The 12,445-nt window shown below is 69.0% G+C and carries 13 protein-coding genes; 1 reads left to right on the top strand and 12 read right to left on the bottom strand.

Annotated elements, in window-relative coordinates; genetic code table 11:
- Window positions 1–10: 10 nt before the first annotated feature.
- The 7 genes from IPP98_02045 to IPP98_02015 all read right to left on the bottom strand — a co-directional run bounded on the left by IPP98_02045 (window position 11) and on the right by IPP98_02015 (window position 5,785).
- Window positions 11–838, bottom strand: a complete 828-nt coding sequence (locus IPP98_02045) for a hypothetical protein (protein MBL0177894.1) — start codon at window positions 836–838, stop codon at window positions 11–13.
- A gap of 159 nt (window positions 839–997) precedes the next feature.
- A complete protein-coding gene (ssb, locus tag IPP98_02040; protein MBL0177893.1) occupies window positions 998–1,510 on the bottom strand; it encodes a single-stranded DNA-binding protein in 513 nt (170 codons plus the stop codon).
- 85 nt (window positions 1,511–1,595) lie between these two features.
- Complete coding sequence (gene rimI / locus IPP98_02035) at window positions 1,596–2,078, bottom strand: ribosomal protein S18-alanine N-acetyltransferase (protein ID MBL0177892.1); 483 nt, start codon at window positions 2,076–2,078, stop codon at window positions 1,596–1,598.
- A complete protein-coding gene (gene tsaB / locus IPP98_02030) occupies window positions 2,038–2,742 on the bottom strand; it encodes a tRNA (adenosine(37)-N6)-threonylcarbamoyltransferase complex dimerization subunit type 1 TsaB (protein ID MBL0177891.1) in 705 nt (234 codons plus the stop codon). The genes rimI and tsaB overlap by 41 nt, the downstream gene beginning before the upstream one ends.
- 11 nt (window positions 2,743–2,753) lie before the next feature.
- Window positions 2,754–3,161, bottom strand: coding sequence for a tRNA (adenosine(37)-N6)-threonylcarbamoyltransferase complex ATPase subunit type 1 TsaE (tsaE, locus tag IPP98_02025; GenBank protein ID MBL0177890.1), 408 nt, complete (start codon window positions 3,159–3,161; stop codon window positions 2,754–2,756).
- Complete coding sequence (gene uvrB / locus IPP98_02020; protein ID MBL0177889.1) at window positions 3,158–5,212, bottom strand: excinuclease ABC subunit UvrB; 2,055 nt, start codon at window positions 5,210–5,212, stop codon at window positions 3,158–3,160. Before uvrB ends, tsaE begins: the two co-directional genes overlap by 4 nt.
- A gap of 165 nt (window positions 5,213–5,377) precedes the next feature.
- The gene (locus IPP98_02015) at window positions 5,378–5,785 is read right to left on the bottom strand and encodes an EVE domain-containing protein (GenBank protein ID MBL0177888.1); all 408 of its coding nucleotides are present in this window, start codon (window positions 5,783–5,785) and stop codon (window positions 5,378–5,380) included.
- Between the two features lie 105 nt (window positions 5,786–5,890).
- Here IPP98_02015 and IPP98_02010 point away from each other — a divergent pair, with 105 nt between their 5' ends.
- A complete protein-coding gene (locus tag IPP98_02010; GenBank protein MBL0177887.1) occupies window positions 5,891–6,772 on the top strand; it encodes a metallophosphoesterase in 882 nt (293 codons plus the stop codon).
- Window positions 6,773–6,903: 131 nt separating this feature from the next.
- On the opposite strand, the gene IPP98_02005 is transcribed toward IPP98_02010, so the two are convergent.
- From IPP98_02005 to IPP98_01985, 5 genes are all read right to left on the bottom strand, one after another.
- Window positions 6,904–9,075: a bifunctional (p)ppGpp synthetase/guanosine-3',5'-bis(diphosphate) 3'-pyrophosphohydrolase gene (locus IPP98_02005; protein MBL0177886.1), complete on the bottom strand. Its 2,172-nt coding sequence runs from the start codon at window positions 9,073–9,075 to the stop codon at window positions 6,904–6,906.
- A gap of 835 nt (window positions 9,076–9,910) precedes the next feature.
- Window positions 9,911–10,585 carry a DNA repair protein RadC gene (radC, locus tag IPP98_02000; protein ID MBL0177885.1) on the bottom strand — a complete coding sequence of 225 codons (675 nt, stop codon included), beginning with the start codon at window positions 10,583–10,585 and terminating at the stop codon, window positions 9,911–9,913.
- 69 nt (window positions 10,586–10,654) lie between these two features.
- Window positions 10,655–10,882, bottom strand: a complete 228-nt coding sequence (locus IPP98_01995; GenBank protein ID MBL0177884.1) for a hypothetical protein — start codon at window positions 10,880–10,882, stop codon at window positions 10,655–10,657.
- Window positions 10,883–10,982: 100 nt separating this feature from the next.
- Window positions 10,983–11,102 (bottom strand): ribbon-helix-helix protein, CopG family, encoded by a 120-nt coding sequence (locus IPP98_01990; protein ID MBL0177883.1) that lies wholly within the window; start codon window positions 11,100–11,102, stop codon window positions 10,983–10,985.
- Window positions 11,103–11,258: 156 nt separating this feature from the next.
- On the bottom strand, window positions 11,259–12,383 hold the full coding sequence (locus IPP98_01985) for a hypothetical protein (protein MBL0177882.1): 1,125 nt from the start codon (window positions 12,381–12,383) through the stop codon (window positions 11,259–11,261).
- Window positions 12,384–12,445 lie beyond the last annotated feature (62 nt).

Below are 12,445 nucleotides of genomic sequence, written 5' to 3'. Positions count from 1 at the left end.
GGGCCACGGCTCAGTTGGGAAGGGTGGCGACCCGCACGACCGGCGTGCCCGGGGCGATGCCCGGAGCCACGACGCGGAGCAGCTTGATCGTGCTGCTGCGGGCATTGACGCGGAGCACCTGGCCAGTGGCCATCAGCTCGTCGATCGTGTCGCTGGTGTTCTGCCGCGGCGCCGGACGGCGGCGGACTTCCACGAAGTCCCCAGGCCGAAGGCCCGACTCCCGACCGAGGTCAGAGAACATGATGCCGCCCGGCTGCTCCAGCTCGCGGGTGGTCGCGCCACCGATGATCGTGCCGGCGGGACCGCTCGCCTTGACCGGCTGCACTCGGCCCGGATTCTTGACCGGCTCGATCGGCAGCGTCACCTGACCATCGCGGATCGGGCCGTACGTGGCGATCACCGTGGCGAGGGTCTGGCGGTCGTTGGTGGTCCCGACCCGGGCCAGCCCGGTCGGGGTCACGATGTCGCCCCACCCCTTCGGCCCCTGCGACACGATCGCCAGGACGACGGTGTCGCCCGGGGCGTAGGTGGCGCCCGCCGGTGCCCGAATCCCGATCAGGGTCCCGGTCAGCGCCAGCGAAGCGGTCGAAGAGGAGCGGACCTGAGTCGGAGAGACGGGGCCGAGGACCTTGCCGAAGGGGAGCGCCTGACCCTCGGTCAGGAAGCCGGACTGGCGCACCTCACCTGGCCGAACCGGCTGGTAGGGCTGCTCCTTGTAAATCGTCAATGCCGCGTCCTGTTCGGCCGCGCCACTCTTCCGCAGGAACGACAGCGGCTGCTGCTGGGCGGCGAGGGGGGTCGAGGCCATCAGGAGCAATAGGGCGAGCTGTGACCGCATGAAGGTCCTCCGCGTGGGCTGGTAGAGATGCCGCCTATGCACCACGAAGCGTGCCAAACGGTTCCGGAACAAGGAGATGAGTGGAGTATCGTACGATACCTGCCTTGCGGGGAGGGGGGACCGGGGATTCCCCCCGGCCCCCCCTCGCATTGTGCCCGCCTAGAACGGCAGATCGTCATCCTCGGCGTCCAGCGCCTCGGGGACCTCATCGAAGGAATCGTCCTTCTTGGCGGCCCCTCCGCCCTTCGCCGGCGCCGAGCTGCCGGAGCCCGCGGCCCGACCGCTCCAGCCCCCGCCGCCCCCACCGCCACCCTCGCCCTCACCCTTCCCGGAGAGCATGATCAGCTCGCGGACGGTGATCTCGGTGGTGTAACGCTTGGTGCCGTCCTTGTCGTCCCAGGAGCGGTAGTCGATCTCGCCCTCGATGTAGAGCTTGTCGCCCTTCTTGCAATAGCGCTCGCAGATATCGGCGAGCTGCTGGCCGTTCTTGTTGTTCCAGGCGATCAGCCGGTGCCAGGCGGTCTTTTCCTGCTTCTGGCCGCTGGCGTCCTTCCACTGCCGGCCCGTGGCGAGGGAGAGGGTCGCGACGCGACCACCGCCCGTCGTGGATCGGAGCTCGGGCTCAGCGCCGAGGTTGCCGATCAGGATCACCTTGTTGAGACTCTTGCTCATGCGTCGCTCCAGCGTCGGACGGAAAGGATTGCACTCCGGTGAACGGTCGCAGGATAGGCGACCAATCCCCGGTCGAAGGTACCGGTCACGGCAGTGGGGGACCGGGTGATGCAGAAAGGGGAAGGTCGCGCCGCAGCACGAGGGCGTCCTCCACCGGCTCACGATAATAGCCTCGCCGACGCCCCGCCGGGGTAAAGCCATGCTCCCGGTACAGCGCCTGAGCGGGCTCGTTGGAGGCACGCACCTCCAGCCAGACACGGCCGACTCCCCGCCCTGCCATGATCGTCATCGCCTCGACCAGCAGTCCGGCCGCAATGCCGCGCCGCCGGCGTTCAGGCGCCACGGCCAGCGTGAGGATCTCTCCCTCGTCCACGACGGTGCGGCCGATCAAGTGGCCCACGATGATGTCATCGTCTTCCTGCGCCACGAGGCCGAGCGCACCGGAGGCTGACAACGACTCGACCAGTTGCGCCTCGGTCCACGCATCGGAGAAGGCGCGGAGCTCGAGCCGGGCGATCGCGGCGACGTCAGCGAGCGATGCTGGGCGGAGACGGCAGGGGCCGTCCATGCTTCTTCTCCCAGACCGCCTGCGCCTCGGCGGGGCGGCCATACTCCGGCTCCCATCCCGCCACATCGGTCACCGGCAGCGTTCCGCCCGCGAGGCCATCAAGGGCGAGCAGTACACGCGCCGACGGCAACGCCGCCTCGCCCCAGATCAGCGTGCGCCCCGTGGCCGCTTCGACGGCGGCCCGCAACGGTTCCGGCACACTGCCCACCACGACGTCCACCGTGCCGAACTCGGCCAGCGACGCCGGTGTCCTCGCGCGCGGCGGATCGCCCACTCGATCGACGCGGCCGGGCGAGAAGCGCCAGCAACCCGCGTAGAGATCGCCACGCAGTGCATCGCTCAGGGCGAGCACCACGCCGCCGTTCACGGGGGCATGTGCCGCCGCGCGGACCAGCAGCGAGGGCGCAACGTGCCACTCGACTTGCCCTGCCCAGGCAATTCCTTTCGCCACGGACGCCGCGACGCGCAATCCGGTGAACGAACCCGGCCCGTCGGCCGTCAGCATCCGGCGGATGTCGCGCGGCGCGGCATCAAGCTCGGCGAGCAGTTCGTCGATGAGTCCGAGCACCGACCGCGCATGCTGCCGTGCGCCGTCGATGTGCCGCTCCACCACGCGGGTCTCATCGGTCGCGGCGACGGTGCAGCGGTCCGTCGCAGTATCCAACGCGAGGGTGATCAGGTGACCTCCATCGAGCGCGTGTGCTCGTCCACATGGCCGAGGTGGATGCGATGGGTCGGCGGCGGCGCCCAGGCACCGGCCCGCTCGGGCCATTCGATCAGCAACAGATCGGCGGTGGCGAGCGTTTCCCAGTCGAGGTCCGCCGCCTGATCGGGATGGCGCAATCGGTAGCAGTCGAGATGATACACCGAGCCGCGCGGCCCCTCGTGGTGGTGCACCAGCGCGTATGTCGGCGAGGCACCGGGCGTGGTGACGCCGCGGCCGATCAGGATGGCACGCGTGAGCGTGGTCTTCCCCGCTCCGAGGTCACCCTGAAGCCAGACCACGCTCCCGGTCGGCAGCGTGGCGCCGAGCTCGCGCCCGGCGCCCTCCAGCGCGGCGAGGTCGAGGACGGGCGCGCTCATCGCCGGCCGCCGCGGTAGCCGCCGCGCTTGACGTTGGGGGCATCGGCGGCGCGGAGGTCGTTGAGCTGGTCGCGCAGCATCGCCGCGAGTTCAAACTCGAGATTCGCGGCCGCCTGCCGCATCTGCTGTTCGAGCGCGGCGATCGCCACGGCGCGCTGCGCCGGATCGTGCAGGTCGAGCGGCTCGGCCGGCGCCCCCTTCCGCGCCGCGCGGGTGTCGGCGCGATCGGTGCGTTCGTTGCGCTGGTCGGCGACGTGGGTCGAGAGGCGCACCTCGTCGAGCGACTTCACGATCCCCATCGGCGTGATGTTGTGCTCGATGTTGTGCGCGCGCTGGATCTCGCGCCGGCGGCTCATCTCGTTGAGCGCCCGCTCCATCGAGCCGGTGATCCGATCGGCGTAGAGGATGGCGCGGCCGTTGATGTTCCGTGCCGCGCGGCCGCAGGTCTGGATCAGCGAGCGGTCCGAGCGGAGGAAGCCCTCCTGGTCGGCGTCGAGAATCGCGACCAGCGAGACCTCGGGGAGGTCGAGTCCTTCGCGGAGCAGGTTGATCCCGATCAGGACGTCGAACTCGCCGAGGCGGAGACCGCGGAGAATCTCGACCCGCTCGATCGCGTCGATGTCGGAGTGGAGGTAGCGGACGCGCACGCCGGCCTGTTGCAGGTAGTCGGCGAGGTCCTCCGACATCCGCTTGGTGAGCGTGGTGACGAGGACGCGTTCGCCCGCGGCCTCGCGCTTCCGGATCTCGCCGAGGAGGTCGTCGACCTGGCCGCGCACGGGGCGGATGTCGATCTCTGGGTCGATCAGCCCGGTGGGCCGAATGATCTGCTCGACGATGGTGCCGCCGCTCATCTTGAGCTCGAGGTCGCCCGGCGTCGCGGAGACGTTGATGATCTGCGGCGAGAGCGCGAGAAACTCGTCGAACATCAGCGGCCGGTTGTCGAGCGCCGACGGCAAGCGGAAGCCGTATTCCACGAGCGTCGTCTTGCGGGCGCGGTCGCCGTTGAACATTCCGTTGATCTGCGACAGTGACACGTGCGACTCGTCGACCACCACCAGGAACTCGGGCGGGAAGTAGTCGAAGAGGCAGGCGGGGCGCTCGCCGGGCATGCGGCCGGAGAGGAATCGCGAGTAGTTCTCGATGCCGGCGCAGGTCCCGACCTCGAGCAGCATCTCGATGTCGAAGGTGGTGCGCGACTCGAGCCGCTGGGCCTCGAGCAGCTTCCCCGCCGACCGCAGCTCCAGCAGCCGCCCCTGCAGCTCGGCGCGGATCAGGCCGACGGCCTTCTCGACGGTTGGGCGCTGGGTCACGAAGTGCTTCGCCGGATAGATCGCGCAGCGCTCGAGCTGCGATATCGCATTCCCGGAGACGGGGTGGAAGCGGGTGATCTTCTCGACCTGGTCACCCCAGAGCTCGATGCGCACGGCCTGCTCATCGTAGGCCGGGAAGATCTCGACGGTGTCGCCACGCACCCGGAAGGTGCCGGGCTCGAACGACGCATCGTTGCGCTGGTACTGGATGCCGACGAGGTCGGTGAGGATCGCATCGCGGCCGCGTTCCTCGCCGACGGCGATGCTCACCATCAGCGCGCGGTAGGCCGCCGGGTCGCCGAGGCCGTAGATCGCCGAGACGGTCGAGACGATCACCACGTCCTCGCGCTCCATCAGCGACGAGGTGGCGCGGAGCCGCAGCGCCTCGAGGTCCTGGTTGATCGAGGCGTCCTTCTCGATGTAGACGTCGGTCGAGGGGACGTACGCTTCGGGCTGGTAGTAGTCGTAGTACGAGACGAAGTACTCCACCGCGTTGCCGGGGAGGAACTGCTTCATCTCGCCGTAGAGCTGCGCGGCGAGCGTCTTGTTGTGCGAGAGGATCAGCGTCGGCTTGCGGTACGCGGCGATGACGTTGGCGAGCGTCATCGTCTTGCCGCTGCCGGTCACCCCCAGCAGGGTCTGGTATTTGTCCCCCCGCACGAGCCCCGCCGTGAGCTCGGCGATGGCGCGCGGCTGGTCACCGGCGGGCTGGAAGGGGGCGTGGACCTCGAAATCGGGCATGGGACCAATATAACATCGGCTTCGGGGAATGTTCGGTGGAGAGGCCGATGATCGATGATCGATCATCGATGGTCGATGATCGATCCGGGCCCGGGCACCTCCTCGGGCGACGGTGCCCCAGTTCAGAATCCATCATCGATCATCCATCATCCATCATCCATCATCCTATTTGACCCCAAGGCCTCTCAGAAGACTCCGATGTTCGCGACTCACGGACATGCAGCTCAGCCTGCTCTGCCTCACCAGCGCCAGATCGGCCAGCCCGGGGACCGCCTTGATGTCGGCGAGTGTCACCGGGGCCTTGAGGGCCTTCACCGGGGCGATCTCGATCACCAGCCGCTTCGGGTCGTCGAGCTTCGGGTCGGGATAGGCCTTCTTGGTGACCTTGGCGAGCCCGACGATCGCCTTCCCCTCGTTGGAGTGGTAGACCAGGACCTCGTCGCCGACCTTGGCGCCGGCGAGGACGATGAGGGCCTGCGCGTTCGCGACGCCGTCCCAGACGGCGTGGCCGTCGCGGAGGAGGTCGTCGAAGGAGTAGACGGAGGGTTCGGACTTGAGCAGGAGGGTTGGCATGCCCCGAATATATTCTGGGCGCAGGCTCCCTCCCCGAGGCCTCGATGACGCTCTCCCGCCGCGACTTCCTCGCCGCCGCCGGCGCGCGCCGTCCCGCTGCTTTCCGTGCGGCTTCCGGTCGGCGCACCACCTGGTGCGGGCGCGCGCCTCGCGGTGATCACCGACCTCCATCACGGCCTCGCTCCCGATGCGCTCGAGCGTTTCGACGCCTTCCTCGACGCGATCGCCCAACACCAGGACCTCGACGCGGTCTGGCAGCTCGGCGACTTCTGCTACTCCGATGCTGGCTCCGACGCGTTGCTGGCGAAGTGGCGCCGCATCGCGCTGCCGCGCCACTCCGTCCTCGGCAATCACGACATGGACAAGGTCGACAAGGCGGCGGCGATGGCGGCGTGGGGAATGGCAACGCGCTATCACGCCAGCGTCATCGGCGGCTGGCGCTTCGTGGCGCTCGACTTGAACAACTTCCGGAAGGACGGCAAGGTCCTCCCCTACGCCAACGGGAACTACTTCAACGCCGGCAGCGAGCTCAATCGCGCCGACCCCGAACAGCTCGCCTGGCTCGACCGACAGCTGCGCACCTCCCGTGAACCCGTCGTCCTCATCGGCCACCAGCCGCTCGGCATCGGCGGCGCCGACAACGCGCTCCCCGACGAGCAGCGCGAGATCTTCGACCTGATCCGCGCCGCCGGGCGCGTGAATCCGCGTGGCCGAGTCGCCTGTTGCCTCAGCGGCCACCTCCACGTCGATCGCCTTGAGCGCGTCGACGGGATCCCCTGCCTGACAATCAACTCGGCGAGCTACTTCTGGTCGGGCGGAATGCACCCCTACACCACGCCGCTCTTCGCCTTCCTCGACTTCGGCGCCGACGGGATCCTGCGCATCACCGGCCGCGACGGCAGCTTCGTGAACGCGCCGCCGGCGAATTCGGATGGGGTGGTGGGGAGGAGTGCGGGGATTAGTAGTCGGAGGATGGTGTTGCGGTGAGGGGTGAGGGGTGAGGGGTCATCCTGAACGAGGAGGGACCTGGGTGGTGCCAACCAGACCGTGACACCTGCCCCTGCGTGTCACTCCTCACGATGCCATCGGCCCGCCCTCTCACTGTTCACCGTTCACCCCTACGGCCCCTGCGCCTCCCTTCGCTCCACCGTACTCACTCCCTTCACCCGCCGGATCGCCTTGAGCACCTTCGCCAGGTGCGGCAGGTTGTCGACTTCGACGAAGATCGTGCCGAAGACCGAGCCGTCCTTCGAGTGGAGGTCGGCGCCACGGATGTTGGTGCCGGTCTGCGAGATCGCCTGCATCACGTCGGCGTAGAGGCCCCGACGATCCTCACCGGTGACCACGAGCCGCACCGCGAAGGTCTCGCCGCTCTGCTCCTGCCAGTCGATCTCGACCCGGCGTCCCTCGCCGCCCAGCGTGAGGAGGTTGGGGCAGTCGGCGCGGTGGATCGAGATGCCGCGGCCCTGCGTCACGTACCCCACCACTTCGTCGCCCGGGACCGGCTGGCAGCACTGGGCGTAGCGGATCATCAGGCCGTCGACGCCCTGGATCTTGATGCCGCGGCCCAGGCGGAAGCGATCGACGACGCGGCCGAAGATCGTCGCCGGCTTCTCCTGCAAGGCGTCGGGCGCCAGGTCCGGAAAGAGCGCGCGCATCACCTGGCCGATGGCGAGGTCACCGCGACCGAGTGAGACCTCGAGCGCGGTGCCATCGATCAGGTTGAGGGTGATCCCTGCCTGGTGCATCGCCTCGGCCGACGGCGCCTCGAGTCGGCGGCGCTTCAGTTCTCGGGTGAGGATCTCGCGGCCCAGCTGCGACGAGACCGACTCCTCTTCCTGGCGGATCCACTGCTTGATCTTGCTGCGCGCGCGCCCGGTGCGCACGTGTGCGAGCCAGTCGCGCGACGGCTTGGCCTGCGGCGAGGTGAGGATCTCGACGGTGTCGCCGTTCTTGAGCTCGCGGTGGAGCGGCGCGATCCGACCATTCACCTTGGCGCCCTGGGTGCGGAAGCCGACGTCGGTGTGGACGTGGAAGGCGAAGTCGATCGCGGTGGCGCCCTTCGGCAGCTGCTTCACGTCGCCCTGCGGCGTGAAGATGAAGATCTCGTCGTGGTAGAGGTCGACCTTGAGGAACTCGAGGAAGTCCTCGGCCGACGCGCTCTCCTGCTGGAGTTCCATCAGCTGCCGGAACCACCCGAGCTGCTGGTCGAGTTCCTCGCCGCTGTTGAGCGTCTTGTAGAGCCAGTGCGCCGCGATGCCGTACTCGGCCGTGCGATGCATCTCCTGCGTGCGGATCTGGATCTCGAAGAGCTGGCCGTTGGGCCCGAAGATCGTGGTGTGCAGCGACTGGTAGCCGTTCGACTTGGGACTCGCGATGTAGTCCTTGATCCGTTCCTGGAGCGGCGTCCAGCGGTGGTGGATCACGCCGAGGACGTGATAGCACTCGGGGACGGTCTGGACGGTGACGCGCATCGCCATGAGGTCATAGATCTCCTCGAACGGCTTGCCGCGCTTCTTCATCTTCTGGTAGATCGACCAGAGGTGCTTCGGCCGGCCGGAGACGTCGGACCACTGGATTCCGGCGCGGCGGAGTTCCTGCTCGAGTGGCGTCCGGAGCCCGGCGATCATCTCCTCGCGCTGGGCCCGCTTGGCGGCGACCTGCACGGCGAGCGCCTGGTACTCCTCGGGCTCGAGGAACTTGAACGCGAGGTCCTCGAGTTCGGCCTTGACGTTGGCCATGCCGAAGCGGTGTGCCAGCGGCGCGTAGATCTCGCGCGTCTCGGTGGCGATCCGCTCGCGCCGCGCCGGCTGCAGGTGCTCGAGTGTCCGCATGTTGTGGAGGCGGTCGGCGAGCTTGATGATGATGACGCGCGCGTCCTTCGCCACCGACAGCAGCAGCTTGCGGTAGTTCTCGGACTGCTCCTCGACCGATGACCTGAACGAGAGCGAGGAGATCTTGGTGAGGCCATCGACCAGGCCGGCGACTTCGGGGCCGAACTCGCGCGAGATGTCGTCGGTGGTGATGTCGGAGTCTTCGACGACGTCGTGGAGCAGTGCGGCGCAGATCGAGGTGGTGTCGACGAGCAGCCCGGCGAGGATCGAGGCGACGGCGATCGAGTGCTCGACGAAGTCCTCGCCGCTCATCCGTTTCTGGCCGCGGTGGGCGGCGGCCGAGTAGCGGAGGGCGCGGTCGATCAGGGCAATGTCGAGCCGGTCGGCGTGCTTCTCCAGGGTGGCGAAGAAGCCCGGCGAGAGGTCGGCGAGGTCGGCCGCGGGGGTCGGGGACATGCCTGACAATGGCGGGGCCCGGGCGCGGCGTCAACGACTGGCACTGTCATCCCGAGCGCAGCGAGGGACCTGCGTGATCGCGGCTGGGCCAGGCTGCCGCTCTTCCCCGCCCCCGCAGGGCGGCGGGGCCTCCGAAGTCGCTGCACTCGGTACCCTGTCGCAGGGCGCTGGCGGGGTCGTTGACCACCGTCCAGCCTCGCCGGGTGACCATCCGTCCGACAGGCCGGCGCACCGCCGGCGTGCGACGTCGGACCGCAGCGTCAGCGAGCCCCGAACCGCGCGCCACCGCGGCCTCGGCCCCCAATGCCGCGGGCCCGACCTGGGGGCTCCGGTCTCGCGTGTTCCAAGCGTCTTCGCCGCGGCGCCCCCTATACAGCATGCCGGGGGCGCCGCAATCGGCACGTCCGGCGGAGGAGAGGGCTCGACGACACGGAACCCGCTCGTCCGGCCCCCCAGTGCCGGGCCCGCTTCAGACCAGGGGTGATGTTGAGGGGCGCGGAGTCGGGGTCGTTGACGCGAGGACCGTCCAGTCGCTCGCCGGGTGACCATCCGTCCGACAGGCCGGCGCACCGCCGGCGTGCGACGTCGGACCGCAGCGTCAGCGAGCCCCGAACCGCGCGCCACCCCCCCCCCCCCCCCGCCCCCCCCCCCCCCCCCCGGGGGGGCCCCGGTCTCCCCCCCCCCCCCCCCCCCCCCCCCCCCCCCCCCCTACCCCCCGCCCCGGGGCCCCCGCGGGCGCCCCCCCCGGGGGGGGGGGCCTCGGCGACACGGAACCCGCTCGCCCGCCCCTCGCCGCCCCCTCGATCATCGACCATCGATCATCGATCATCGTCCCCTAGAGCAAGCCCGCCGTCGCAAAGCTCGTGAACCGATCCCCGGCGATGATGACATGGTCGTATACGGGGAGATCGAGCAGCTGCCCCGCCGCGACCAGCTGCCGCGTCACCGCGCGATCCTCGGGCGACGGCGTCGGATCGCCACTCGGGTGGTTGTGCACCAGGATGATCCCCGCGGCCGCCTCGGCGATCGCCGCGCGGAAGACCTCGCGCGGATGCACCAGCGACGAGTCAAGAAGGCCTCGGGTGACGAGAACGTCGCGCAGTACGCGGGACCGAGTGTCGAGCGCCAGCAGGTGGAACTCCTCGACGGGGAGATCGCGGAGCCGGTCACCGACGAGCCGGGCGACGTCGGCGGGTTCGCGGATGCGGGGCGCGGCTGGGCGTGCCTCGCGGGCGAGTCGACCGGCGAGTTCGAAGGCGGCGAGGAGTCGGGCGGCCTTTGCCTCGCCGACGCCAGCGGTCTGCATCAGCTCGGCGCCGGGCCGTGCGGCCAAGCGGCGCAGCCCGCCATCGGCGGCGTGCAGCAGCTGCTCGGCGGTGGCGAGGGCGTCGTGTTCGCCGGAGCCGGTGCCGAGGAGGATGGCGAGGAGTTCGCGGGCATTGAGGGCGGCGGGGCCGAGGCGCCAGAGGCGTTCGCGGGGGCGGTCGTGGTCGGCGAGGAGGGTGGGCATGCCGCAAGGTGGCGGCGGAGGGGCGCGTCCCCCGGCGCGAACGAGCGCGCGGGGGGACGGGATGGGGCGTTAGCGGCGGCCGTAGTTCTTCATCCGACGAAACTCCTCGTCGGTCAACGGTGGCACGTGAAGCTGCGCGCGATGATCCCGAAGCAGCGACAGGAGTGCAGTCGTCTCCACCCACTGCTCGAGTGCAGCGACCGCCTCCTCGCTCACGCTGCGATTGTTCGCGACAGCGAGAGCGGTCAGGCGTTCGATCAGGGATTCAGGGACCCCTTCTATCTGCAGGGTGACCATGGCACCTCCTTGGTTCCTTTCAAGAGACCGCTCGGACACGCTTCCTCGATCCGGAATCCACACGCCTGCGCGACCCCCCCCCGGGGTGTGTGACCTCGCCTCAGAGGTCCGGCGCGGCCTCGCCGGCGACCTGGCGACTGGTACGAAGTCGCTTCGCAGCGGCTGCGAGGCGCTCGGCGAGCGACTCGTCGAGTCGAACGGTGAAACGACGCTGCCTCATGCCGAGCATTGTGTGACGGGGAGTGCGCGTACGCAAGGCATTGGGGAGGCGGGTGGCAGAATCTCCAGCGTTGATGGCGCAGTGCGGTACCGATTAATGCGGTCAAGGGCGATCTGACCACCGCCAACACCAAATGCCGAACGCCCCGCTCTTCCGCTACCGCCGCAACGTCGCCCGGTGCAGCACCAGGAAACGATCGCCGTCGGCCGTCTCCTGCTTCGAGGCGATCATGTTTCGCCCAAGCGCATAGGCCACCTGCTGAGGCACCTGCTGCGACACGAGCAGCTGGCGCTTCTTGAGGTCGATCACCTCAATCACCCCCTCGGTGTAGAGCGCGTAGTTCTCGATGCGCCGTACCTTGCGCCCCCCTTCCCCGGCGGTCGCTTCCTTGCTGAACGCTTGTGCCCACGTCGGCGCGGCGCGCTGGATCAGCAGCCAGAGGAGATCCTGATCATCGACCCAGGCATCGTACACAATCGGCGTCGGCGGCGTGGTGGGGCTGCCGGCGACAAAGCTCTCGGAGACGGGAAACCACTTCGCCACGCGTTCAAAGCGTGTGGTGAGCTGGTCGCGACGATCGTAGATCTCGACCGCCAGTTGATAGACGCGCGGAATGACAACCGCTCCGCCCTGGTACGGCAGGACGATCCGATTGAAGCGGAACGGGTCCCCCGGGTCCTTGGTGGCGTTCGCGCTGCCGAAGCTGCTGAGCACGGAGTCACGCCGTACGCGGTGCACCGGGAGTGGCGGCGCCTTGCTCCCTGGCGCCGGCTTGACGAGCCTCCCCATCGCGAAGCCGCCATTGCTCGACGTCGGCACGAAGACCTGCGCGGCCCCGGAGACGCGTTCACTGCGGACGAGGCGGCCACTCTTGGTGAGGAGCGTCAGCCGCGCGAGTTCCTGATCCCAGATCACGATCGAGTCGCCTGGGAGCAGGCCGATCCGATCGGCTCGTTGGAATTCGCCGGGCCCGGCGCCCTGTCGCCCGCTGCGCCAGATGATCCGCCCTGACGGGTGCACGCCCCAGACACCGAGCGGCCGCGCGGGGGTCACAACGATCAGGGTGTCGTTGATCGCCTTCAGCGCGCCGAACCCTTTGGCATCGTCAATCGGGCCGCCGTCGCCGCCGAGCTTGCCGACCGCGGTGAGTTCGACGCGGCAGGTGGCGCAGGTGGGGGTGGTGAGGATGATTGGACGTGGGGCAGTTCCCTGGCTAGCCACCGGAGGCACGGCGATGAGCGTGACCATCAACCATGAGATTCCGAGAGGGGCAGTGCGCATCGTCGATCCTCACGGGTACGGTGGATTTGGCACAGAGCGATTGAGAAATCGTGACCATCGGG

This window comes from Gemmatimonadota bacterium, assembly GCA_016720805.1.
Taxonomy (GTDB): domain Bacteria; phylum Gemmatimonadota; class Gemmatimonadetes; order Gemmatimonadales; family GWC2-71-9; genus Palsa-1233.
The sequence above is the reverse complement of the archived record's forward strand: the minus strand, read 5'-3'. Positions and strand labels throughout refer to the sequence as shown.